Raw genomic sequence first — 24673 nt, forward strand, 5'->3', positions numbered from 1 at the left:
TTATTCGGAGTCGGCCTTAGGCGGTTCGGCTGCGAGCGCCATCTTGACGAGCTCCGCTAGATTGCCGGCGCGCATCTTGGCCATGATATTGGCGCGGTGGACCTCGGCGGTGCGGATGCTGATGCCGAGATCATGGGCGATCACCTTGTTCGAAAGCCCTTTCAGCAGACCGGCCAGAATTTCGTTTTCGCGCCGGGTGAGGGTCGCGAGCCGGTTCTTGATGGCGATCGACTCGCGCGAACGCGATTCCTCGGCGTTGCGGCGTTCCAGCGCGGCGTCGACGGCCGCGAGCAGGGCTTCATCCTCGAAAGGCTTTTCAAGGAGATCCACGGCTCCGAGCTTCATCGCCTCGACCGCCAAGGGCACATCCGCATGTGCGGTCAGGACGATGACCGGAATCGAAATCTTCTCTTCCTTCATCTTGGCGATAAGCTCGATGCCATTCATCTCCGGCATGCGAACGTCGGTGACGACACAGCCCTCGCCCTGGGCGGCGGCCGTCTTGAGAAAGGCCGGCGCAGAAGGATAGGCGTGGACCTTATAGCCTTCCGTGCTCAGCAGAAGCCCGACGGCGTCGCGCACGGCGGCGTCGTCGTCGATGACGTGAACGACCTTGTGACTATTCATGAATCGAGACCCGAGTCTTGCAAAGGCAATGTGAAGCTGAAGACGGCTCCGCCGCCGGCGTTCGGCATTGCCCATATGCGCCCATCGTGGGCCTCGATGATCGATTTCGAAATAGACAGCCCCACGCCCATTCCCCTCACTTTGGTCGTCGTAAACAAATCGAAACAGCCTTCTTCCGAGGAGTCCGGCAGCCCGCAACCTCTGTCGGCGACATCCACACGAATGGTCTTATCATCTGGATTGCTGGTCGCAATCAGGAGTTGAGCAATTTCGTTCAGTTGCATGGCTTCATTGGCGTTGTGCATCAAGCTGGCGAACACCTGCCCGAGCTGCGCCCGATCGGCCAAAATCCGGTCTTTTTTGGCGGCGCAGGAGAGGTCGATGACGAATCCGGCTGGCGCGCCGTCCGACAGGAACGCCTCGCGCGCCGCGGAGATAAGCGCGTGCATGCTCAGCAATGTCTTATCCGGTTCCTCGCGACGCACGAGGTCTTTCAAATTCAAAACGATACGCCCGGCCCGCAGCGTCTGCGCCGTCGCCTTGTCGAGAACAGCTAGAACATTGCTGCAATCTAGCTCCGATTTTTGCAGAAGACGCCGCGCGACGCGCATATAGGTGGCGCTTGCGGCGAGCGGCTGGTTGATCTCATGCGCGAGCGCCGCCGCGAGAGCGCCGATGGCGTCCAGGCGGCTGGCGTGCTGCGCGTCGACCTCTCGCTCCATGTTTCTGCGATCCGTCACGTCCGTTACAATGGCGACAAAAAGCCTGTTGCCGTCGAAATCCATTTCTTCGAGCGTGAACTCGGCTGGAAAACGCGCGCCGTTCTTGCGTCGGCCTTTGATTGTGGTTCGCTCCGTCATGCTAAGGCCAGGGGCGCGTCCAATCAAAGGAGATTTGAGGCCAGCGGGCAAATCGAAGAGGGTCTGCGCCGTCGCGCCGATTATCTCATCTGCGGGATAGGCGAACATCGCTGCGCCCGCGCGGTTCGCCGAAAGGATACGGCCTTCGCCATCCATTATCAGAACGCCGTCTTGCGCCGCGTCGATCGCCCTCGCACGCGGCCGGGGCTCCGTCTGCCACGCGAGCGGCGCAACAGCGGCAAACGCGACCCCCTTATCTTTGAATATGCAACGAAAAACCCCGGTGAGGAGGCAGAGGGACGCGCAGCTCGCCAGGAAAAGCGCGAGTCCCATTTGCGCGCGATCGGAAGCGATGGGCGCAAACAAGAGATGGGCCAGGAATGCGCTCGCGAGCATTGCGAGAAGGCCGACAATCCATCCGCCCAGCAAAGCCGAGGCTTCTACCGCCAAGTAATAGGTTGCATAGGGAACGGCCTCTCCGAGGATCGGCTGAATCGCGAGTCGCAGCGCTGTCGCAATCGCCACCGCGAGCGTGGCGATCAGCAGCCGGACCGGCAAGGGCTGGGTAAAAGCCGAGGCGACGCTTCGCCCGTCTTTCGTGAGCCGCTGAAAAAAGTGACGGCCGCGCGTGCTCATCGGAGAAAGAGGCGCGCCGGCGCTGCGCGTTGCAAACAGCAGAGTGTGCCCGACCGCATGGTGAAAACCTCTCGATAAGCGCAAGGGTTTTGCTTGGAAACCGTTATATTCGACGAACGGTGGCACTCTATCCCGGGTGTTGTCGCGCAAAAAGAGGCTTGCATGGTGGGGCGGTCGGATGCGGTCCTGACAGGCGCCACCTCGAAATTTCTGCGTAACGCCGACGGTTTTACACTACGCTGCTAGTTCCCCAAACTAAGGAAAAACACTTAGATGGGCGCATTGATCCTGCAATATCCGAAAGTTTAGGTGGCGCTTTTCTTTAAATCTCGGTTAGGCAATTGAAGCGCTATGAATTTAAGAAGGCACGGATGCGGCAAGCCGGAGCTCTCGATTTGATATTCCAGAAAAACGCTGTCGATAAGGGCGTGGCAATTGAAGCCGTTCTCGTCCCCTTTCTCGACCTGCTGCCTCAGGAATGCCTGGCCGTCGATCGATCGGGCGTTATCGTTGCGATAAACGAAAAATGGGCTCGCAATGCGACGCCCACCCTCCTTGGCGCTCCGGTGCAGATCGGCTGCAATCTCTTCGAGGCTTTCGGCGCTTCTCCACAAGGCTCGGACGGCCGCAGATTGCTCGACGGATTGGAGGCCATCGCCGGCGGAGCCGCCGGCGAGATCACGATCGAATATCTCGACGGCTCGGGGGAGGAGGGGCAAGCTTTCGTCGTCGAAGCGAAACACTCGCCGCTGACCGAGGGCGGGGCGATCCTTACACGAAGCAGACACGCCGCTTCACTGGCCTGCGACGCCGCTGTGCGCGACAGCGAGGCGCAGTTCCGCGCGATGTTCGAGCGCGCCGGCGTTGGGATGGCGCAAGGCGATCTCGAAACAGGCCGGTTGCTGCGCGTCAATGAAACCTTGGCCAATATGCTCGGTTATGACATATCCGAGCTTGTCGGACGGCCCTTCGGCGACTTCACCTATCCTGACGACCGCGCGGGGCATTGGGAACGGCTCACTCGGATGAAACGCGGCGAAACCGCCGCATATGACGCCGAGAAGCGCTGCCTGCGCAAGGACGGCACGCATTTTTGGGCGCGGGTCACGGCGACCTCGATACGGACGCCGGGCAAGGAGAAGCCGAGCGCCGTGACCGTGGTTCAGGACATCAGCCTCCAAAAACAGGTCGAAGGCGCGCTCCGCAAAGGCGAGGAGCGCCAGGCCTTCCTGCTGAAATGCGCGGACGCGTTGCGCCAGATCGCCGACCCTCGAAAAATCCAGGAGACGGGTTGCAGGCTTCTCGCCGAGTATCTGCGAGTCGAGCGGGTTTTCTACGCGGATATAGAAGGCGAGGAGCTCGTCATTCGCAGTTCGGCGGGTGCGGGGCCCTGCGCCGGCAGGACGCCGATCGCGTCACTGGGCGAGGCGGCGCTTGCGGCGTTTCAGAGCGGAGAGGCTTTCGCCACTGAGGATATTTCAAGGGACGAACGTCTCAGCGCCTCAGAGAAGGAGCGCCTGCGATCGACAGGCGTCGCCGCATTGCTCTGCGCCGTGCTCACGAAGCAGGGGCAATGGGTCGGCGCCCTCTGCGCGCAGCATGGCGCGCCGCGCGCATGGACGCCTTTCGAGATCGCCTTGATTCAGGAAGTCGGAGAGCGCGTCTGGGCCGCTTGCGAACGCGCCCGCGCGCAGGAGGCGTTGCGCGAAAGTGAATTCCGCCTGCAGCTCGCTTTGAGTTCGGGCAACATCGGCATCTATGAATGGCGCATCGAAAGCGACGAGCTGATCTGGGACGATTGGCTGCGCAAGAAATGGAATTTGCCCGCTGGCGCTGCGGTGAGCTACGCCCTGTTCCTGCAGGGCGTTCACGCCGCTGATCGCGAACGCGTGCAGGACGCGGTGGAGCGCTCGCTCGATCCCGAAAGCGGCGGGAGTCTCTCTCTCGAATATCGTCTGGCGAGACCCGACCAGGCGGAGCGTTGGATCGCGACGACAGGCGCCGTGTTTTTCGAGAATGGTCGACCGATCCGCATGGTCGGCACCGCTCAGGACGTGACGGAACGAAAGCGCGCCGAGGCGGAGCGTCAAAAGTTCGTGTCGCTTGCCGAACAGAGCATGGAATTCATCGGCATTTGCAGCCTCGAATTCGAGCCGCTCTACATCAACCCCGCGGGCGCGAGACTGGTTGGCTTGGAGAGAGAGAAGGCGCCGCACACGCCCATTCAGGATTACTTCTTTCCCGAAGATCGCGCCTTCGTGTTCAACGAGTTTCACGCGTGCCTGATGCGCGACGACCACGCCAATGTCGAAATCCGCTTCCGCCACTTCAAGACCGGCGAAGCCTTGTGGATGCTTTATAACGTCTTCGTTCTGAGAGATGAGGCCGGCGCGCGGATCGGCCTCGCGACGGTGAGCCGTGACATAACGGCGCGTAAGCGCGCAGAGGATGCCCTCAAAGCCGCAGATCGACGGAAGGATGAATTCCTCGCCACCCTTGCGCATGAGCTGCGCAATCCGCTGGCGCCCATTCGCAACGCCGTCCATATTCTACGCCACGACGTGGGGGAGACGACGAAGGGAAAACGCGATCTCACCCTGCTCTCGATGGTGGACCGGCAGGTCGAGCACCTTATTCGCCTCGTCGACGATCTGCTCGAGGTGTCGCGCATCACGCGCGGCAAGATCGAACTCAAGAAGCGCCGCATCGATCTCGGCGAGGTCTTACGGCATGCGATCGAGACGGCGCAGCCGATGATCGACGCCGGCGGCCACGAGCTGAAGGTCGAGCTGCCCAGCGAACCTATGGAGCTCGACGCCGATCCGGTGCGCCTCGCGCAGGTCTTCACCAACCTCCTCAACAATGCGGCGAAATACACGGAGCAGGGCGGGATCATCGAGCTTGTCGCCGAGCGTCGCGGCAGGGAGGCGGCGATCGCCGTGCGCGACAGCGGCGTCGGCATACCGCCGGAAATGCTGCCGCGCGTTTTCGATCTCTTCACGCAGGTCGATCGCTCTCTGGGCCGCGCGCAAGGCGGTCTCGGGATCGGGCTCGCCCTGGTGAAAAGCCTGCTGCGATTGCATGGGGGAACCGTGGAGGCGCATAGCGACGGCCTGGGCCGCGGCAGCGTCTTCCTCGTGCGTCTGCCCATCGGCACAAATCAAAGTTCGGAGGCCCCTATGCCGGCGACGACCGGAGTTGAAGCGAGCGGCGCAAGGCGCATCCTTGTCATCGACGACGACCACGACGTCGCAGACAGCCTCGTGATGTTTCTGGAGACATTCGGCGCCGACGTGCGCGTCGCCTACAGCGGCCCGGACGGCGTGGAGGCTGTGAAGGCGTTCGAGCCCGAGCTGGTCTTCCTCGATCTCGGCATGCCCGGCATGGACGGATATGAGACGGCGCGACGTATTCGCGCGCTGCCGAATAGCGCCCGCATCACGCTTGTCGCGCTGACGGGATGGGGGCAGGACCAGATACGGGACCGCGCCAGGGAAGCAGGCTTCGACCGCCAGCTCACCAAGCCCGCGGGGCTCGACGCGCTGCAGGACTTGCTGGGGTCTCTGTGATGAGCCCGAGCGAAGGAAACTCCCGCGCGTTGCGTTGCTGCTCTGGATTCCCGCTTTCGCGGGAATGACACTCGGCGAGCTGCGTATTTTCGTCATTGCGAGGCGCAAAGCGACGAAGCAATCCAGGGCAGCCACGGCGGCCCTGGATTGCTTCGCTCCGCTCGCAATGACGATTCCCGAGGGTCAATCTCTCACAGAAAAGTCCATCGCGCGAAAGTCGCCGCCTGCCCGGCGGGATGGCCGGCGTTGTCCGTCACGTTCCAAATCGTGGCGTTGGCGATATGGAAGCGGCGGCCGGTCGCGCTGATGCGCACGCCCTCATAGCCGTGCACAAAGCCGTCGCGCGCGGCTTGCGCCAAAAACTGCTCGCGCGCTTCCCTGAGCGGCGCTTCTGCGGTCAGACGCGATGGCGTCGCGATCAGTTGCGCTGGGGTCATCTCCCACAGCGCCAGCGCGACGCGATTGCCGTAGTTGAGGATAGGGTCGTCCTCGGTCCCGTGCGAGACGACGACGAAAGGCGCGGCGAGCAGGCGCTCGGCCTCCGCGTGGGCGTCGCCGCCGCGTGGCATGAGATCGCGGCCCGTGGCCTTGTGATAGGAATTGAGCAGATCAGCCGAATGCGAAATCCAGCGCTCCCAGAGCCCGGGCGGAAGTTCAGCGCGAAAGGTCGACATTTTCCCTCGTGAGGGCGCGCGCCTTACTGGTCGGGCGACGCCAGATGCGCCTTTAGCACTTCATTCGTCGTCGCGTCGACCTCTTCGAGCAGAACGTCATAGCCCCAGAGCAAAGTGAGATGGCGCAGGACCAGCGCGGCGTCGACGACGTCGAGCAGCTTGCCGGAAAACACGCGGTGATGCAGCACGAGCTTGCGGGAGCCCGCGAGATCGACGTCGACGACCTGAATATCCGGCGCGTGCCGGCCGACCTCATATTCGGCGGCGAGGCCGCGCCTCAGATCGTGATAGCCGCGCTCATTGTGAATCTTTTCCACTTTGAGCTTCGGCGCGTCTTCCTCGTCGACGATGTGGAACAGCCGCCATTTGCGCATCAAATGCGGGCTGAGGAATTGCGCGATGAAGCTGTCGTCGCGGTAATTGGCCCAGACCTCCTTGAGCACCGCCATCTCATCCTTGCGACCGGCAATCTCGGGGAACCACAGCCGATCCTCTTCGGTGGGCTCGCGCACGATGCGCGCAATATCGCACATCATGTCGAAGCCGAGCGCGTAAGGATTGACCCCACTATAGGAGGGATCATGCGCCGTCGGCTGTCGAATGGCGTTGCTGTGGGAATGGATGAATTCGAGGAAGCTGCCGTCGCTGATCTGCCCCTTCTCGTGCAGCCGGTTCATGATGCGGTAATGGCAATAGGTCGCGCAGCCTTCGTTCATGACCTTGGTTTGTTGCTGCGGATAGAAATATTGAGCGATGAGGCGCACGATGCGCAGCACCTCGCGCTGCCAGGGTTGCAGCCTGGGAGCGGTCTTTTCGAGGAAATAAAGGACGTTCTCCTGCGGGAGACGCAAGAGCGCGCGTTGGTGGTCGATGCTCTTTTTTGTCTTCTCGGCGCCGCGCGGCACGGTGCGCCAGAGATCGTCGTACAACCGCTCGTGCTCCTCGCGGCGGTCGCGGTCGCGCCTTTCTTCGTCTGAAAGACTAATCGGCCGCTTGCGCGGATAGCGATCGACGCCTTGCGGCGCAAGCGCATGGGCGGAGTCGAGGAGCCGCTCGACTTCCAGCTCGCCATAGCGCTCTTCGCAGGCTGCAATATAGTTCTTGGCGTAGGCGAGATAATCGAGAATGCCGGAGGCGTCCGTCCATTGGCGGAACTGGTAGTTGTTTTTGAAGAAGTGATTGTGGCCGAAGGCGGCGTGAGCGATCACCAGCGCCTGCATGGTGGCGCTGTTTTCCTCCATCACATAACTGATGCAAGGATTGGCGTTGATGACGATCTCATAGGCGAGCCCTTGCAGGCCGGCGCGATAAACCCCTTCATATTGAGCGAAGCGCTTGCCGAACGACCAATGCCGGTAGAGCAGCGGCATGCCGGTCGATGAATAGGCGTCGAGCATTTGCTCGGCCGTGATCACCTCGATCTGATTGGGGAAAGTATCGAGGCCGAGCTCGCCCTTGCCGACGACTTCGACGGCGTCGTGAATGTGCTGGAGCGTCTCGAAGCTCCAGTCCTTGCCTGTGAAGAGAAGCGCATCGCTCATGTGGCGGGCTCCGCGCGCGCGCCTTCGCGGCGTTGGAACAGCTCGCGAAACACGGGGTAGATATGTTCGCGGCGCGAGACGCGGCGCATCTGGAAATTGCGCTCGCTCGTCGCGAGCGGCGCATAGGCGTTCCACAGCGAGCTGCCGCCCACATAGGAGAGGGGAGAGCCCTCATGCGAGTTCGCGACTTCGAGATAGGCGAAATATTGGCAGAGCGGCAGAATCTTGTCCTGCAGCAGCTCACGCGTGCGCTGATTGTCGCTCATCATATTGTCGCCGTCCGACGCCTGCGCGCCGTAGATGTTCCAATTGGCCGGATCGAAACGGTCGGTGATGATGCGGTCCATCTCCGCGAGCGCCGACGACACAATCGTGCCGCCGGTCTCGGTCGACCGGAAGAATGTCTCCTCGTCGACCTCCTGTGCTTCGTCGGTATGTCTGATGAAGACGATCTCGACCCGCTCATAGCGGCGCGTGAGAAACACATGCAGCAGCATGAAGAAGCGCTTGGCGAGATCCTTCATATGCTCCGTCATCGAGCCGGAGACGTCCATGAGGCAGAACATCACCGCCTGCGCCACCGGCTTGGGAAAGCGCTCGAAATGGCGGTAGCGTAGATCGACGGGGTCCAAAAAGGGAATGCGCATCCGCCGCGCGCGCACGGCGCGCAATCTTTCGTCCATGACGTCGAGCGAGTCGCTTTCCTTTGCCCCGGCAATCTCCTCTTCGAGCTGTTCGACCGTCGCGCGCGGCGGCCGACCCATGGCGATGCGCCTCGCGAGCGACATTCGCATGGTGCGGCCAAGCGCGAGATTGGCCGGCGTGCCGCTCGTCGAATAGCCGGCGCGGCGCGAGCCGAGCTTCTGCGCGTCGACAAGACCGCGCTTGGCGAAATCCGGCAGCTCCAGATCGTCGAGAAAGATGCTGAGGAATTCCTCGCGCGTGAGCACGAATCTGAAGGCGTCCTCCTGGCCGTTGCCGCGCCCCGGCTCCGAGCCCCCGCCGCCGCCTTCGCCTGTCGGCCGGTCGATGAGGTCGCCTTCGATATATTCGCGGTTTCCCGGCAGGATATAGTCGCGGCGTTCGCCGCGCGTATGCCGGAACATCGGCTCGCGCGCGCCGTCCGCCGGCACGGTCACTTCCTGCGCGTTTTCCAGATCTTCGATTGCGCGTTCGCGGCTGGCTTCACGAACCGCGCGCTCGACTGTGTCTCGGACACGGCGAAGAAAACGCTGACGGTTCGAGAAGCTTTTGCCCCCTGGATTGAGCCGGCGATCGACGATGCGCATCTCTTCCTTCACGATCCTTGCAAGCGCGTCGCCGGCAAAACCCTATCAGCCTGCCTGCTTCACGCGCATGTACCATTCCACCAGGCGCCGCACCTGCCGCTCGGTGTAGCCGCGAGCGACCATGCGGCTAACAAACTCTGTATGCTTGCTTTCTGTTTCGTTGTCTTTCTTCGTTCCGAAACTGATGACCGGCAAAAGGTCTTCCACTTGGGAGAACATTCTCTTTTCGATCACGTCGCGGATCTTTTCGTAACTCGCCCAGGACGGGTTGCGCCCCTTGTTCGAGGCGCGCCAGCGCAGCGCGAATTTGACCACCTCGTTGCGGAAGTCCTTGGGATTGGCGATGCCGGCCGGCTTTTCGATTTTTGTTAGTTCCTGATTCAACAGCTCGCGGTCGAGCATCTGTCCGGTGTCGGGATCCTTGAAATCCAGGTCCTCAATCCAAGCGTCTGCATAATCGATGTAGCGGTCGAAAAGATTCTGGCCATAGTCCTGATAAGATTCGAGATATGCTTTTTGAATTTCCTTGCCGATAAATTCCGCGTAGCGCGGTGCAAGTTCGCCTTTAATGAACTCAATATACCGCTTCTCCGTCTCGGCGGGAAGCTGTTCGCGCCGCAGCGCCTGCTCCAGCACATACATGAGATGAACGGGATCAGCCGCAACCTCGACAGTATCGTGGTTGAAGGTCGCCGCGAGCACCTTGAAGGCGAAGCGCGTCGAAAGCCCGGTCATGCCTTCGTCGACGCCCGCCGCTTCCCGATATTCCAGAATGCTGCGCGCGCGCGGGTCCACCTCGCGCAGGCTCTCGCCGTCATAGACGCGCATCTTCGAGAAGAGGTTGGAGTTCTCGTGCGGGCTCAGGCGCGACAGCACGATGAAGCGCGCCAGCATCTCCAGCGTGTTGGGCGCGCAGGCGGCGTTCGCCAGCTCGGATTCGCGCAGCAGCTTCTCATAGATGCGCTGCTCCTCGGTCACGCGCAGGCAATAGGGCACTTTGATGACGTAGATGCGGTCGATGAAGGCTTCATTGTTGCGGTTGGATTTGAAGCTTTGCCACTCGGCCTCGTTCGAATGGGCGAGGACGATGCCCGAGAACGGGATCGCGCCGATGTTCTCCGTGCCGATGTAATTGCCCTCCTGCGTCGCGGTGAGCAGGGGGTGCAGCATCTTGATGGGCGCCTTGAACATCTCGACGAATTCGAGAAGGCCCTGATTGGCGCGGTTCAGGCCGCCGGAATAATTATAGGCGTCCGGATCGGCCTGCGCATGCGCCTCGAGCTTGCGAATATCCACCTTGCCGACAAGCGAGGAGATGTCCTGATTATTCTCGTCCCCTGGCTCTGTCTTGGCGATTGCGATCTGGCGCAGGCGCGAGGGCGCGAGCTTGGCGACGGTGAAGCGCGTGATGTCGCCATTGAATTCATCGAGCCGCTTCAGGCACCAGGGGCTCATGATCGAGCCGAGGCGCCGCCGCGGGATGCCGTAACGCTCTTCGAGGAGGGGGCCGGCTTCGGCGGGATCGAAAAGCGACAGCGGGCTCTCGAAGACCGGGCTGAGCTCGGAGCCCGCCTTCAGCACATAGATCGGGTTGGCTTCCATCAGCGCCTTGAGGCGCTCGGCGAGCGACGACTTGCCGCCGCCGACGGGCCCGAGCAGATAGAGGATTTGCTTGCGCTCCTCCAGCCCCTGCGCCGCATGGCGGAAGAAGCTGACGATGCGTTCGATCGTCTCTTCCATGCCGTAGAATTCGGCGAAGGCCGGATAGACCCGAATGGTGCGGTTCATGAAAATCCGGCCGAGACGCGGGTCTCTCGACGTATCGACGAGCTCGGGCTCGCCGATGGCGGCCAGGATACGCTCGGCGGCGCTCGCGTAGGTCTTTGGATTGCCCCGGCAAAGCTGGAGATAGGACTCGAGCGACATCTCTGCCGCCTGACGTTCTCTATAGAAGTGAACGAAATCTGCGAAGACGTCGGTGTTCGCCATAGATGGGCCCCCTGAGCATGGACGCGGGATGATGCGCGTTCCAACAGAAGGTACCTGAGCAAGCTGGCGCTGATTTCAATATGAGACAGAGCGATAAGACATGAGGGCGCCAGTCTCTTGGCGCAGCGCCCGGCGGTTGGGCGGGATGGGTCTATCGTTGTCGAATGAGGCTATGTGACTGTTTGGGCAGCGCCGCCCGTGGCCCGCGCGCGCCTTTCGCCTAGGTTTAAGGCTCCCAAAAGCTCTGCAAGATCGTTTGACTGCGGCCCGGCGCTCGAGCCGGGCCGCGAAGTGGCTCAGTAGTAGTAGCGCGGACGGCGGTAATAACGCCGCGGCTGGGGCGCCGTGGCCGCGCCGACGAGCGCGCCGCCGGCCGCGCCGATGGCCGCGCCGGCGAGCGTCGGACCAGCCATGCCGCCCGAGGCCAGCGCGCCAATGCCCGCGCCGCCCAGACCGCCGATGAGACCGCCGCCGAGCGCGCGTTCGCCGGGGGTATAGCAGCCATAGAGCGGCAGGGCCCCCATCAGGACGGCGGCGACGAGAAAAGCCTTCTTGGCCGGGGGGCGGAGAGCGATGTTTTGCATTGGAAGACCTTTTTTAGGATCGTTGGACGATTCGCCTCCGGCGAGGCGGCGCCTTCAGCGTAGCCCCTAAAAAACCGACGTTTACGCCATTACGATGGCGGGAATCCGGTCTCAGTCCTACCGGTCTTCCGCTTCCTTGAGAACCTGGAGAAGATAGGCGCCGTAGCCGCTCTTTAAGAGGCGCGCGGCGGCTTCGCGCATCTCCTGCGCGCCGATCCAGCCGTTTTGGAAGGCGATCTCCTCCAGGCAGGCGATCCGTTGGCCCTGCCGTTGTTCGACCGCCTGCACATATTGCGCAGCTTCGAGCAGGGAGGCGGGCGTGCCGGTATCCAGCCAGGCGAAGCCGCGGCCCAGTCGCTCCACATTCAGCGCGCCGGCGTCGAGATAGACGCGGTTGAGATCGGTGATCTCCAATTCCCCGCGCGCCGAGGGTTTCAGCGAGGCGGCATATTCCGGCGCGCGTCGGTCGTAAAAATAAAGCCCGGTCACCGCCCAGTTGGATTTCGGCGTCGCGGGCTTTTCCTCGAGCGACGCGGCTTTCTTGTCGGGCCCGAACTCGACCACGCCATAGCGCTCGGGGTCCTTCACATGATAGGCGAAGACCGTCGCGCCGTCCTTGCGCGCCGCCGCGGCGGCGAGCGTATTCGTCAGGCCGTGGCCATAAAAAATATTGTCGCCGAGGACGAGCGCGGAATTATGTCCCTCCACGAAGGGCGCGCCAATCGTATAGGCCTGAGCGAGCCCCTCCGGACGCGGCTGCTCGGCGTAAGATAAAGCGACGCCCCATTGTGCGCCCGAGCCAAGCAGGCGCTTGAACGCAGGAAGATCCTCCGGCGTCGAAATCACCAATATGTCGCGCGCGCCAGCGAGCATGAGCACCGAGAGCGGATAATAGACCATCGGCTTGTCGTAGACAGGCAGCAATTGCTTCGACGCCGCCAGCGTCATGGGATGGAGTCTGGTGCCGGAGCCCCCGGCAAGAACGATTCCGCGCATGGCGCCCCTCAAAATTGTTGGAACCGGCCGAAAACTAGCCACTTACTCGAAAGCGTCCGTAAGATCGCGCAGACGCGGCCATTGCTTATCTTTTTCGGAAAGAAGGGCGCCGCCCGGCGGCAATGGCCACTCTATGCCGAGATCCGGATCATCATAGGCGAGACCGCGATCATTCGCAGCCGAATAGAGCGCCGTGACCTTGTATTGCACCTCGGTATCCGGCTCCAATGTGACAAAGCCATGGGCGAATCCGACCGGCACGAAAAGCTGTCGCCAATTTTCCGCGGAGAGTTCGACGGCGACATGCTTGCCGAAGGTCGGGGATGAGCGGCGGATGTCCACCGCGACATCGAGGATGCGGCCGCGCGTGACGCGGATCAGCTTGTCTTGCGCGAAAGGCGGCGTCTGGAAATGCAAGCCGCGCAGCGTGCCAACAGGGGCGGAGAAGGAGTGGTTGTCCTGAACGAAGGCGTAGTTCAGACCGGCTTTTTCCCACTCCGATTGCTTGTAAACTTCAGAGAAGAAGCCGCGCGCGTCGCCATGCTTTTTCGGCGTGACGATGATGACGGCGGGAATGTCGGTGACCTGAAATTGCATCGCTCTCTCGATTGGTCTGAAAGACGGGAAGATGGGCGTTCCGCTAAGCTGTGAGGCCGAGCCGCTCGCCCCGATATTTGCCGGAGCGTATCGCCTGCCACCAGGATGGATTGTCCAGATACCACTGCACGGTTTTGCGTAGGCCGGTCTCGAACGTCTCGGTCGGACGCCACCCAAGCTCGCGCTCGATCTTCGAGCAGTCGATGGCGTAGCGAAGGTCGTGTCCGGGACGATCCGTCACGAATGTGATAAGATTGCGGTAGGAGCCATTGCCGCTCGGCCGCAGCTCGTCGAGAATGTCGCAGATGGCGTTGACCACCTCGATGTTGGTTCGCTCATTGCGTCCGCCGACGTTGTACGACTCGCCGACGGCGCCTTTGCGCGCGACCAGCATCAGCGCCGCGGCGTGGTCCTCGACGAAGAGCCAGTCGCGGATATTTTCTCCGCGTCCATAGACAGGAAGCGGCTTTCCCTCGATTGCGTTGAGGATGGTCAGTGGAATGAGTTTTTCAGGGAAATGATAGGGGCCATAATTATTGGAGCAGTTGGTGACGATTGTCGGCAGGCCATAAGTCTCGCGCCAAGCGCGGACAAGGTGATCGGAGCCCGCTTTCGACGCCGAATAAGGCGAATTTGGCGCGTAGGGCGTATCCTCCCGGAAAAAACCTTCCTTGCCCAGGGCGCCGAATACTTCGTCCGTTGAAATATGCATGAAGCGAAAAGCCGCAGATTTCTCCTTGGGGAGACTGCGCCAATAATCCAGCGCCGCGGCGAGCATTGTGAATGTGCCGACGACATTCGTCTCGATGAAGGCCGCGGGACCGTCGATAGAGCGGTCGACATGGCTCTCGGCGGCGAGATGCATCACGACATCCGGTTGAAATTCCGCCAACGACTGCGCAACTTGGGCGCGGTCGCAAATATCCGCGTGGCGGAACGAATATCTTGGATCATCCGCAATTGGCGCCAGGGAATCGAGATTCCCCGCATAGGTCAATTTGTCGAAAACGAGAATCTCGTCGGATGTCTGCGAAATGAATCGTCTTGCGACCGCCGAGCCAATGAAGCCGGCTCCGCCGGTGATGAGCACGCGCATTCAACGCCCCTGCCTGCAATCGCTAAGCTGGATTTCGGAGATATTGAAATCCGCCCAAGACAACGAAGCCCCCGATCCCCTTAAAGGATCGAGCGCTTTAATCAAGGGTGGGCGCTAATGCGCTTCGTCCCAGTTCTTGGCCGCGCGAGCGTCGACCTGTAGTGGCACTGTGAGTTCCACGGCGGGCAGGGGCGCCTCCTCCATCACGCGGCGGGCGAGGGCGATTGTCGCCTCGGCTTCCGCTTCCGGCGCCTCGAAGACGAGTTCGTCGTGCACTTGCAGGAGCATCTGCGCGGAAAGGTCCGCTTCGACAAGCGCGGCGTCCATGCGCACCATGGCGCGGCGGATGATGTCGGCGGCGGCGCCCTGAATCGGCGCGTTGATCGCAGCGCGCTCGTAAAAGGCGCGGTCGGACGCATTGGCCGAGGCGATGCGCGGGAAATGCAGCGCGCGGCCGAAAATCGTCGTCACGCACATTTTCTCGCGCACGGTCTTTTTGGTCGCGTCCATATAGTCGCGAATGCCGGGGAAGCGCTCGAAATAGCGCTTGATATAGGCCCCCGCCTCCTCGCGCGGAATGGAGAGCTGGTTGGCCAGGCCGAAGGCCGAGATGCCGTAGATAATGCCGAAATTGATCGCCTTGGCGCGCCGGCGCACTTCCGGCGGCATATCCTTCACCGGCACGCCGAACATTTCCGAAGCGGTCATGGCGTGAATGTCGACGCCGTCGGCGAAGGCCTTCTTGAGTTGCGGAATATCGGCGATATGCGCGAGCAGCCTCAGCTCGATCTGCGAGTAATCCGCCGAGATCAGCACACGCCCCGGCGGCGCGACGAAGGCCTTGCGGATCTTGCGGCCAGCCTCGTTGCGCACGGGAATGTTTTGCAGATTGGGTTCAGACGACGAAAGCCGCCCCGTCGTCGTCGCCGCGAGCGAATAGCAGGTATGGACGCGGCCGGTTTCCTTGTTCACGAAGCCGGGCAGCGCGTCGGCGTAAGTGCTTTTGAGCTTCGAAAGCTGGCGCCAATCGAGAATGCGGCGGCAGAATTCATTGCCTTCCGCCGCGAGATCCTCGAGCACGCTGGCGGAGGTCGACCAAGCGCCGGTCGCGGTCTTTTTGGCGCCGGGCAGGCCCATCTTGCCGAAGAGAATGTCGCCCAGTTGCTTGGGCGAGCCGAGATTGAAGCTCTCGCCGGCAAGATCGAAAATATCGGCCTCCAGCCGCGCCATGTCCTGCGCGAACTCGCCCGAGAGGCGCGAGAGCATATGGCGGTCGATGGTGATTCCGCGCCGCTCCATATGCGCCAGCGTCGTCACCATGGGGCGCTCCAGCGTCTCATAGACGGCGGTCTTTCCTTCGGCGGCGAGGCGCGGCTTCAGCGCACGCCACAGGCGCAGCGAGACATCGGCGTCCTCGGCCGCATATTCCGTCGCTTTATCGAGCGCGACGCGCGCAAAGCCAATGAAACTGCGGCCCGAGCCCGCGACCTGCGCGAAAGTGATGTTCTCATGTCCGAGATGTTTTTGCGCAAGCTCGTCGAGGCCGTGATTATTGCGGCCCGTATCCAGCGCATAGGAGATCAGCATCGTGTCGTCCATCGGCGCGACGTCGATGCCGTAGCGCGAGAGCACGAGCAGATCATATTTCATATTCTGCGCGACTTTGAGGACGGCGTCGTCCTCAAAGAGCGGCTTGAGTTTTTCGATCGCGGTTTGGAGCGGTATCTGACCGGCGACGAGATCGGCGCCGCCAAAGAGATCGCCATTTCCGCCTTCGCGGTGCTGAAGCGGAATATAGCAGGCGCGGCCCGGCCCGAGCACCAGCGACACGCCGACAAGATCGCAGCTCAGCGGATCGAGCGATGTCGTCTCCGTGTCGAGTGCGACGATCCCCGCCTCGAAGGCGTCGGCGACCCATTGCTCGAGCCGTTCGACGGACATGACCGTCTCATAGGTCGAGCGGTCGATCTTCTCGGCGAGCGCCGCCGCTTTGCGGGCGCCGACGAGCGTCGCGGGCGAGAAGCCTTCCGTCGCCTTCTCGGCCGCGGGCGCACGCGGCTCCTTCGGCTTTGGCGCCGTAGGCGCCGCGGCGTGATCGACCTCGCCATTGCGGGCGCGCCAGCCCGCGGGGCCGAGGTAATGTGGGTCGGGCTCGATCTCGTGGATGTCGACCCCATAAAGTTCGCCCACCCGACGCGTGATCGTCGTGAACTCCATCGCCTGCAGGAAGGCGACGAGCTTTTTCGGATCGGGCTGATGCAGGCCGAGATCGTCGAGCTTCGTTTCCACCGGCGCGTCGCGCACGAGCTCGACGAGCTTTTTGGAGAGGCGGATGAGCGCGACCGCTTCCGGGTCCGTCAGCGCCTCGCGGCGCTTGGGCTGCTTGATGCCCGGCGCTTTCTCCAGCAGCGAGTCGAGATCGCCATATTCATTGATGAGCTGGGCGGCGGTCTTGATGCCGATGCCCTTGGCGCCCGGCACATTGTCCGTCGAATCGCCGGCGAGCGCCTGCACGTCGACCACCTTGTCCGGGGTCACGCCGAAATAGTCGAAGACCTCCGCCTCATTGATGAGCCGCTCTTCGCGGGAGCCCTTTGCGCCGGCGGTTCCCGAGGCCGGGTCGTACATGGTCACGCCCGGCCCGATGAGCTGCATAAGGTCTTTGTCTGCCGAGACGATGAGCACATCCGCGCCCTTCTCACGGGCCTGTGCGGCGTAAGTGGCGATGAGGTCGTCGGCCTCGTAGACGTCCTGCTCGATCGGCGTGAGGCCGAAGGCGCGCACGGCCGCGCGCATCAGGGGAAATTGCGGGACGAGGTCTTCCGGCGGCTCGCTGCGATGCGCCTTGTATTCGGGATAGATTTCCTTGCGGAAGCTGTTCTCGCTCTTGTCGAAAATGATGGCGAGATGGGTCGGCGTCGCGCCCGCCGCGCCCTCGCGCACGAATTGCAGGAGCTTGGTGCAGAAGAGCCGCACGGCGCCGGTCGGCAGCCGGTCGGAGCGATAGTTGTATTTCGCATCCTGCCGGATCGACTGGAAATAAGCGCGAAAGACGAAGGAGGAGCCGTCGACGAGGAAGACGTGAGAGCCTGGGCCGACGGGCTTGTGCGTGAGTGTCATGGGCGCATTTTAGCGCCGACTTTCGCTGGCGTCTTCCGTCATTGCAGCTCTGGATTGCTTCGCTGCGCTCGCAATGACGGTGTAGCGCGTGATGAAGGCCACGATCCATCCCTCCCCCTTGCGGGGAGGGTAGGGTGGGGGTAGCCGAGATAACGACGAAGATTGTCGACCCCCACCCCTAACCCCTCCCCGCAAGGGGGAGGGAGGCGGCTCACGATCAGCGCGGTTGATGAAGGCGATAATCAACTCCCCCTCCCGTGAAGCGTCGTGAAGCGGGGGAGGGTTGGGGAGGGGGCTCTTAACCCAGCCGCCCCATCGCCGCCGTCAGCTTCTCGATGCGCGCCTGCGCCTCGTCGCGGCGCTCCTTGTGCTCCTCGATGACATCCTCATCCGCCTTGGCGAGGAAGCCCGGATTGGCGAGCTTGGCGTCGAGCTTCTTCACCTCGCCTTCGAGCTTGCCGATTTCCTTGGCGAGACGCGCCTTCTCGGCGCCGAGGTCGATCACGCCTTCGAGCGGGATGGCGACGACGCCCCCGCGCACGATGATCTGCGCCGACGACTTCGGCGCCGCCTCGGCGAAGCCGATCTTCGACTGGCGCGCGAGCTTGCGGATTGTCTCCTCCCAGCGCGTCGCGCGCGTCTGAAGGCCGGCGTCGGCGCCGATCAGCAGAAGCTCGGTTTCGACGTTCAAATTCATCTCGGCGCGCAGCGAGCGGATTTCCGAGATGAGGTCGACCACCCAGCCGATCTCGCTCTCGGCCTCGGCGTCATCCAGACCTTCGAGCGACGGCCATTGCGCGAGAACGAGCAGGCTGTCGCGCGCGGGGCCCTCCGCGCCCTTAATCGCCCACAGCGCCTCGGTGATGAAAGGCATGAAGGGATGCAGCAGCGCGTAAATCTGGTCGAGAACGAAGGCCGTGGTCGCTCGCGTTTCGTCCTTTTCGGCGCCGTCGGGGCCGGTGAGGAGGGGCTTCGTGAGCTCTACATACCAGTCGCAGAAGACGTTCCAGACGAAGCGATAGGCCGCGCCCGCCGCGTCGTTGAAGCGATAGGCGTCGATCGCGGCGGAAACGTCGCGCACCGTGCGCGCGGCTTCCGTGACGATCCAGCGGTTGAGCGTCACTTTGTTGGCGCGCGGATCATAGCCCGCTACGCGCGCGCAGCCGTTCATCTCGGCGAAGCGCGAGGCGTTCCAGAGCTTGGTCGCGAAATTGCGGTAGCCTTCGACGCGCTGCGTCGAGAGTTTGATGTCGCGCCCCTGCGCCGCCATGGCGGCGAGCGTGAAGCGCAAAGCGTCCGCGCCATATTCGTCGATGAGTTGCAGCGGATCGATGACATTGCCCTTCGACTTCGACATCTTCGCGCCCTTCTCGTCGCGGACGAGGGCGTGGATGTAGACGTCGTGGAAGGGAATCTCCTTTTTGAAGTGCAGGCCCATCATCATCATGCGGGCGACCCAGAAGAAGATGATGTCGAAGCCCGTGACGAGCACATTCGTCGGATAGAAGCGGGCAAGCTCCGGCGTCTCATCCGGCCAGCCGAGCGTCGAGAAAGGCCAGAGCGCGGAGGAGAACCAAGTGTCGAGCACGTCCTCGTCGCGCGTCAGCGTCACATTCTCGCCGGTGCGCGCGCGGGCGGCGGCATGGGCCGCTTCTTCGCTCTCCTCGACATAGACATTGCCGTCGGCGTCGTACCACGCCGGGATGCGATGGCCCCACCAAAGCTGGCGCGACACGCACCAAGGCTGGATGTTTTCCAGCCAATCGAAATAGGTCTTTTCCCAATTCTTCGGCACGAAGCTCGTGCGGCCGTCGCGCACGGCGGCGAGCGCCGGCTGCGCGAGCGTCTTCGCGTCCACATACCATTGGTCGGTGAGGCGCGGCTCCAGCACGGCGTTGGAGCGGTCGCCATGCGGGACCATATGCTTGTGGTCGTCAATGCCGTCGAGAAGACCGCGCTCTTCCATCATCTCCACGACGCGCTTGCGCGCATCGAAACGATCATGGCCGTCGAGCGCAGCGACAGTCGTGACAAGCTCTTCGGAGGGCGCGACGCCTTCGTGGAATTCGGCGTTGGCGGCGAGCGTCATGCGCGCCTGCGCGTCGAGCACATTGATGAGCCGCAGCCCGTGCCGCTTGCCGACTTCGAAGTCGTTGAAGTCATGCGCCGGGGTGATCTTCACCGCGCCGGTGCCCTTTTCAGGGTCCGAATATTCGTCCGCCACGATGGGAATGAAGCGGCCGACGAGCGGCAGGCGCAACCTCTTGCCCACGAGCGCCTTGTAGCGTTCGTCCTCCGGATGCACGGCCACCGCCGTGTCGCCGAGCATGGTCTCAGGGCGCGTCGTCGCGACGACGATATAGTCGCCGGTCTCTTTGCCGGCGTCGTCCACGACCGGATATTTGAAGCGCCAGAGATGGCCCTTCACTTCCTGCTGCAGCACTTCGAGGTCAGAGATCGCGGTGTGCAGCACCGGGTCCCAATTGACGAGGCGCTTGTCCTTGTAAAGCAGCCCATCGCGATAAAGCTGCACGAAGACTTTGGCGACGGCGCGCGACAGGCCTTCATCGAGCGTGAAGCGCTCGCGCGACCAGTCGCAGGAGGCGCCGATGCGCTTCAACTGTTCGACGATCTTGCCGCCCGATTCCGCCTTCCATTCCCAGACGCGCTCGAGGAATTTCTCGCGGCCCATCTCGCGGCGGCCTGGCTCCTGGCGCTCCATGAGCTGGCGCTCGACCACCATTTGCGTGGCGATGCCCGCGTGATCCGTGCCCGGCTGCCACAGGACGTCGAGGCCCTTCATGCGGTGATAGCGCACGAGAATGTCCTGCAGCGTATTGTTGAGCGCATGGCCCATATGCAGGCTGCCGGTGACGTTGGGCGGCGGAATGACGATGGAATAGGGGGCGGCGTCCGCGCGCTCGGGACGACCGGCGCGGAACGCCTGCGCGTCTTCCCAGGTGGCGCGGATGCGGCTCTCGATGGAGCGGGGATCGAAGGTTTTTTCCATGGTCATCGGGTAAGCCGGGCGTTTGTTACAAAAATCCCTCCCCTTTACGGGGAGGGTGGCTCCGCGAAGCGGGGTCGGGTGGGGTAAGCGTGGGCCCTCCGTCATTGCGAGGAGCGAAGCTCCGAAGCAATCCAGCGGCGTCACGCGGGCTCTGGATTGCTTCGCTTCGCTCGCAATGACGATGCGGACAGCAAGGCCGGGCCCCACCCGGCTCGCTGCGCCCACCCTCCCCGTAAAGGGGAGGGAGGGGAGCCCCGAGATCGCGGCTCGCGATCAGGCGAGCTGCTTGAGCGCGCTCTTGCCGGCGTAGATCGCCGCCTCGCCCAGCTCCTCCTCGATGCGGATGAGCTGGTTGTATTTGGCGATCCGGTCCGAACGGGCGAGCGAGCCGGTCTTGATCTGGCCGCAGTTCAGCGCGACGGCGAGATCGGCGATCGTCGAATCCTCGGTCTCGCCCGAGCGATGCGACATCACGCTGGTGTAGCCGGCGCGATGCGCCATATCGACGGCGGCGATCGTCTCGGTGAGCGAGCCGATCTGATTGACCTTCACCAGGATCGAATTCGCCGTCCCGCTCTTGATGCCCTGCGACAGGCGGGTGACGTTGGTCACGAACAGATCGTCGCCGACGATCTGCACTTTCTTGCCGAGCGCGTCGGTCAGCTTCTTCCAGCCTTCCCAATCGTCCTCGGCCATGCCGTCCTCGATGGAGACGATCGGATAGGCGCTGGCGAGCTTGGCGAGATAGGCGACCTGCTCGTCGATGGTGCGGGTCACGCCCTCGCCTTCATAGACATATTTGCCGTCCTTGAAGAACTCGGTCGCCGCGCAGTCGGAGGCGAGATGGACGTCGACGCCCGGCTTGAAGCCGGCGTCCTCGATCGCCTTCATGATGAAGTCGAGCGCCGCTTCGGCGGAGGGAAGGTTCGGCGCGAAGCCGCCTTCGTCGCCGACCGAAGTGCTGAGGCCGGCCTTCTTCAGCGCGCTCTTCAGCGTGTGGAAAATCTCCGCGCCCCAGCGGATGCCGTCGCGCACGCTGTCCGCGCCCGTCGGCATGATCATGAATTCCTGGAAGTCGATGGGGTTGTCGGCGTGGACGCCGCCATTGACGATGTTCATCATGGGCGTCGGCAGGACGCGCGCCTGCGTGCCGCCGATATAGCGGTAGAGCGGCAAAGCGGTGGCTTCCGCGGCGGCCTTGGCGACGGCGAGCGAGACGCCGAGAATGGCGTTGGCGCCGAGGCGGCTCTTGTTCGGCGTGCCGTCGAGCTTGATCATCGTCTGGTCGAGGGCGACCTGATCCTCGGCCTCGAGGCCCAGGAGCGCGCCGGCGATCTCGTCATTCACATTATCGACCGCCTGCAGCACGCCCTTGCCGAGGTAGCGCGACTTGTCGCCGTCGCGCTTCTCCACGGCCTCATGGGCGCCGGTGGAGGCGCCGGACGGCACGGCGGCGCGGCCCGAAGACCCATCCTCCAGCGTCACATCGACCTCGACGGTCGGATTCCCGCGCGAGTCGAGAATTTCACGGGCGTGGATGTCGATGATTTCGGTCATATATGGGCCTCTTTTCGATGCGCCGCGAAGCGAGCCGCCGCCTTTTAGCCCCATTAAGCGGCGCGGGGAAGCCTAGCTGGGCGGATTAACGCGGCAAGCGTACATTAAGCGCCCCGCTGTCACGCGGCAGGTGACGTATTCGGGGTTTTTGCGCTGGGCTCCCGAGCCGGTTGACTGGCGCGGGGCCGCCGTTACCGTGCGTTTTACCAAATATAGGGCGCCCTCGAAACGCCCGAAAAGCAAAGAATAGGCTGGGAGGAATTGGGAATGGCTTTCGATAAAGGAAAAATCGCCTTAGCGGCGGCTGTAGCGCTCTTCAGCGCGCAAGGCGCGGCGGCGCAGACGGCGGAGCATGTCGCCGCCGTCAAGGCCATTTTCGAGAAATCTCCCGTCCGCGCGGGAACTTGCGCCCCTGTCTCGGAGGATTTCCAGGGCTGGCCGGCGGCGCTGGTGCAGCGCTGCGACTATGGCGGCAACGTCGCCTATATCCTCGACGTCAGCCCCGAGAAAATGGCGAAATGGATCGAGACCGGCTGCGCCGCCCATATGTCCGGCGTGGCGGCTTGTTTCGACCGCATGACGAAATGCGCGGTCGAGAAGTCCAACGCCACTTTCGTCGTCGGCGGCAATCTCGCCGCCCAGCGCAAGGGCGCCGTGACGAATATGTTCTACCGTAATGGCGTCGTCATCGCCGCGCCCGCCAATGGCAAGAGCGACCCCGTGCCGCTCGCCGAGCAGGAGAAGCTCGCAAAGACGCCCGAGTCGGCTGTCGACGCCATGCAGGGCGGCGGCGCGGTCGCCTTCTGGCACACCATGCCGTTCCAATTCGCGATCAAGGCCATCGATCTTGGCGTGCCCGCCGAGATGAACACGCCGGACCGGCGTCAGAAATGGCTGGAGATCATCCGCGCCGAGATGCAGGCAGCGCTCAAGGGCGACGGCAATCGCTTTCTTTCGGGCTGGATGACGGCGCATCCGATCACGCTGCGCACGGGGGAATGCGCGGATGACCGCGATCCCTGATCTCCCGCCCGTCATTGCGAGGCGCGAAGCGACGAAGCAACCCAGGGGCGTGGTCGCGGCTCTGGAGTGCGTCGCTTCGCTCGCAATGACGGATGGCGCGCTTGACGGGCGCGGCGCGGCGTTATCTTTACGCCCATGACCAAGACTCATGAAGGCGCGCTTCTCCTCGGCGAGAAAGCGCCGCTGCCCGCTTCGCCGGACGAGGCCGAGCTCGACCTCGTGCCCAATCCGCACAAGGATGCGGCCTATCTCGTGCGCTTCACCGCGCCCGAGTTCACCTCGCTCTGCCCGGTGACCGGCCAGCCCGACTTCGCCCATGTCGTGATCGACTATGTTCCGGGCGAGTGGCTGGTCGAGTCGAAATCCTTAAAGCTCTATCTGGGAAGCTTCCGCAATCACGGCGCCTTTCACGAGGATTGCACGCTGCGCATCGCGCGCGATCTCGTTGCGGCGATGACGCCGAAATGGCTGCGGATCGGCGGCTATTGGTATCCGCGCGGGGGCATTCCCATCGACGTCTTCTGGCAGACCGGCGCGCCGCCGGAGGGGCTCTGGCTGCCGGATCAGGGCGTGCCGCCCTATCGCGGGCGCGGTTAGCGCACTTCCCGAATTTGCCGCTTTTTGAGAGTGCTTGAACGCGTTCGACCGCTCGGAGGCGCGAAATGCAAAAGATCAAATATCGGATGAGCGGCGAGGATTTGCGCCCGCGCCGCACCAGGCTCGAAATTCCGGGCTGGGCGGGCGAGCCGGAGCGGCGGACCGACGGCTCGCATGAATACGCCTGGCACTGCGTGCCCTTCACCGAGGCCGCGAAATATGGGGTGGAGGTCTTCTACCCCTATGACAACGAGCTTCACGTCACGACTCGGGGCGGCAAGCTGGCGATGGCGGGCGACTTCGGCCCGCCGCCCTCGCCCGGCCGGAGCTGGCCGCCGTTCCGGAACTTCGGCGAGTCTTTTTACACCTATCAGATCCTGCTCGATCTCAAGCCCGAGCCGGGCCATGCGATCAAGGTCGAAACGCATCCGGCCTTCTATACGGACACCACCGGAACGGCGCCGATCGCCGTGCCGGCGCTGATCCGCGAATGGTGGCCGATGCTCTATTTCATCGTCTTCAAAGCGCCGCCGGAGGGGCAGACGCATATCTTCCGGCCGGGCGCGCCCATGGCGCAATTCACCATGGTCCCGGCTGAGTGCGACGTCGAGCTGGTTGCGATGAGCGAAGAGGAGGCGGCGGAGCGGGAGCTGCAGTCGCGGCGCATCTACGCAAGCCGCGAGACGCTCGGCGCCGATTCGCAATGGCTTTCGACGACCGACACGGTGTTCGACGGCACCTATCGCCGCATGCATGGCGCGGCGCGGAAATTATCGGAAGGGTAAGGCGCGCTCGTCGTGGCGCCGCTCGATTGGTTCGGCGCCATCCGCTCGCGCAATTTGGACACAGAGGAAATCACCGCCGTCATTGCGAGGAGGCGGAGCCGACGAAGCAATCCAGGGCCGAAT

At 63.0% G+C, this 24673-nt stretch carries 17 protein-coding genes and 1 pseudogene; 4 read left to right on the plus strand and 14 right to left on the minus strand.

Features of this window, described 5'->3' with window-relative positions:
* From fixJ to JJT62_RS19545, 3 genes and pseudogenes are all read right to left on the minus strand, one after another.
* Positions 1–627 carry a response regulator FixJ gene (fixJ, locus tag JJT62_RS07585; protein WP_202072115.1) on the minus strand — a complete coding sequence of 209 codons (627 nt, stop codon included), beginning with the start codon at positions 625–627 and terminating at the stop codon, positions 1–3.
* Positions 624–1238, minus strand: coding sequence for a sensor histidine kinase (locus JJT62_RS19110; RefSeq protein WP_246744771.1), 615 nt, complete (start codon positions 1236–1238; stop codon positions 624–626). The genes fixJ and JJT62_RS19110 overlap by 4 nt, the downstream gene beginning before the upstream one ends.
* 159 nt (positions 1239–1397) lie before the next feature.
* Positions 1398–2123: pseudogene (locus JJT62_RS19545) on the minus strand (PAS domain S-box protein); the annotation flags it as partial.
* Positions 2124–2518: 395 nt separating this feature from the next.
* Here JJT62_RS19545 and JJT62_RS07595 point away from each other — a divergent pair.
* On the plus strand, positions 2519–5692 hold the full coding sequence (locus JJT62_RS07595) for a PAS domain S-box protein (RefSeq protein WP_202072117.1): 3174 nt from the start codon (positions 2519–2521) through the stop codon (positions 5690–5692).
* Positions 5693–5883: 191 nt separating this feature from the next.
* Here JJT62_RS07595 and JJT62_RS07600 read toward each other — a convergent pair whose 3' ends face one another.
* The 11 genes from JJT62_RS07600 to eno form a co-directional block, all read right to left on the minus strand.
* A complete protein-coding gene (locus tag JJT62_RS07600; RefSeq protein WP_202072118.1) occupies positions 5884–6366 on the minus strand; it encodes an MEKHLA domain-containing protein in 483 nt (160 codons plus the stop codon).
* Between the two features lie 23 nt (positions 6367–6389).
* Positions 6390–7907, minus strand: a complete 1518-nt coding sequence (locus JJT62_RS07605; RefSeq protein ID WP_202072119.1) for a SpoVR family protein — start codon at positions 7905–7907, stop codon at positions 6390–6392.
* Entirely contained in the window at positions 7904–9196 is a 1293-nt protein-coding gene (locus JJT62_RS07610; RefSeq protein WP_202072120.1) for a YeaH/YhbH family protein, read from the minus strand. The genes JJT62_RS07605 and JJT62_RS07610 overlap by 4 nt, the downstream gene beginning before the upstream one ends.
* Positions 9197–9241: 45 nt before the next feature.
* Complete coding sequence (locus JJT62_RS07615; protein ID WP_202072121.1) at positions 9242–11185, minus strand: PrkA family serine protein kinase; 1944 nt, start codon at positions 11183–11185, stop codon at positions 9242–9244.
* Positions 11186–11481: 296 nt separating this feature from the next.
* Complete coding sequence (locus JJT62_RS07620; RefSeq protein WP_202072122.1) at positions 11482–11769, minus strand: hypothetical protein; 288 nt, start codon at positions 11767–11769, stop codon at positions 11482–11484.
* A 117-nt stretch (positions 11770–11886) separates the two neighbouring features.
* Positions 11887–12765 (minus strand): glucose-1-phosphate thymidylyltransferase RfbA, encoded by an 879-nt coding sequence (gene rfbA / locus JJT62_RS07625; RefSeq protein ID WP_202072123.1) that lies wholly within the window; start codon positions 12763–12765, stop codon positions 11887–11889.
* A 42-nt stretch (positions 12766–12807) separates the two neighbouring features.
* Entirely contained in the window at positions 12808–13362 is a 555-nt protein-coding gene (gene rfbC, locus JJT62_RS07630; RefSeq protein WP_202072124.1) for a dTDP-4-dehydrorhamnose 3,5-epimerase, read from the minus strand.
* 43 nt (positions 13363–13405) lie between these two features.
* The gene (gene rfbB / locus JJT62_RS07635) at positions 13406–14458 is read right to left on the minus strand and encodes a dTDP-glucose 4,6-dehydratase (RefSeq protein WP_202072125.1); all 1053 of its coding nucleotides are present in this window, start codon (positions 14456–14458) and stop codon (positions 13406–13408) included.
* Positions 14459–14572: 114 nt separating this feature from the next.
* Positions 14573–17578, minus strand: coding sequence for a DNA polymerase I (gene polA / locus JJT62_RS07640; RefSeq protein ID WP_202072126.1), 3006 nt, complete (start codon positions 17576–17578; stop codon positions 14573–14575).
* A gap of 298 nt (positions 17579–17876) precedes the next feature.
* Complete coding sequence (locus JJT62_RS07645) at positions 17877–20588, minus strand: valine--tRNA ligase (protein WP_202072457.1); 2712 nt, start codon at positions 20586–20588, stop codon at positions 17877–17879.
* A 273-nt stretch (positions 20589–20861) separates the two neighbouring features.
* A complete protein-coding gene (gene eno, locus JJT62_RS07650; RefSeq protein WP_202072127.1) occupies positions 20862–22145 on the minus strand; it encodes a phosphopyruvate hydratase in 1284 nt (427 codons plus the stop codon).
* A 267-nt stretch (positions 22146–22412) separates the two neighbouring features.
* On the opposite strand from eno, the gene JJT62_RS07655 reads away from it, so the two are divergent.
* The 3 genes from JJT62_RS07655 (at position 22413) to JJT62_RS07665 (ending at position 24550) form a co-directional block, all read left to right on the plus strand.
* Positions 22413–23168 (plus strand): hypothetical protein, encoded by a 756-nt coding sequence (locus JJT62_RS07655; protein WP_202072128.1) that lies wholly within the window; start codon positions 22413–22415, stop codon positions 23166–23168.
* A gap of 135 nt (positions 23169–23303) precedes the next feature.
* Positions 23304–23765 (plus strand): preQ(1) synthase, encoded by a 462-nt coding sequence (gene queF / locus JJT62_RS07660; RefSeq protein WP_202072129.1) that lies wholly within the window; start codon positions 23304–23306, stop codon positions 23763–23765.
* Positions 23766–23830: 65 nt separating this feature from the next.
* The gene (locus tag JJT62_RS07665; RefSeq protein WP_202072130.1) at positions 23831–24550 is read left to right on the plus strand and encodes a hypothetical protein; all 720 of its coding nucleotides are present in this window, start codon (positions 23831–23833) and stop codon (positions 24548–24550) included.
* Positions 24551–24673 lie beyond the last annotated feature (123 nt).

Origin of the sequence: Methylocystis sp. Sn-Cys (assembly GCF_016745395.1) — a bacterium.
Lineage (GTDB): Bacteria > Pseudomonadota > Alphaproteobacteria > Rhizobiales > Beijerinckiaceae > Methylocystis > Methylocystis iwaonis.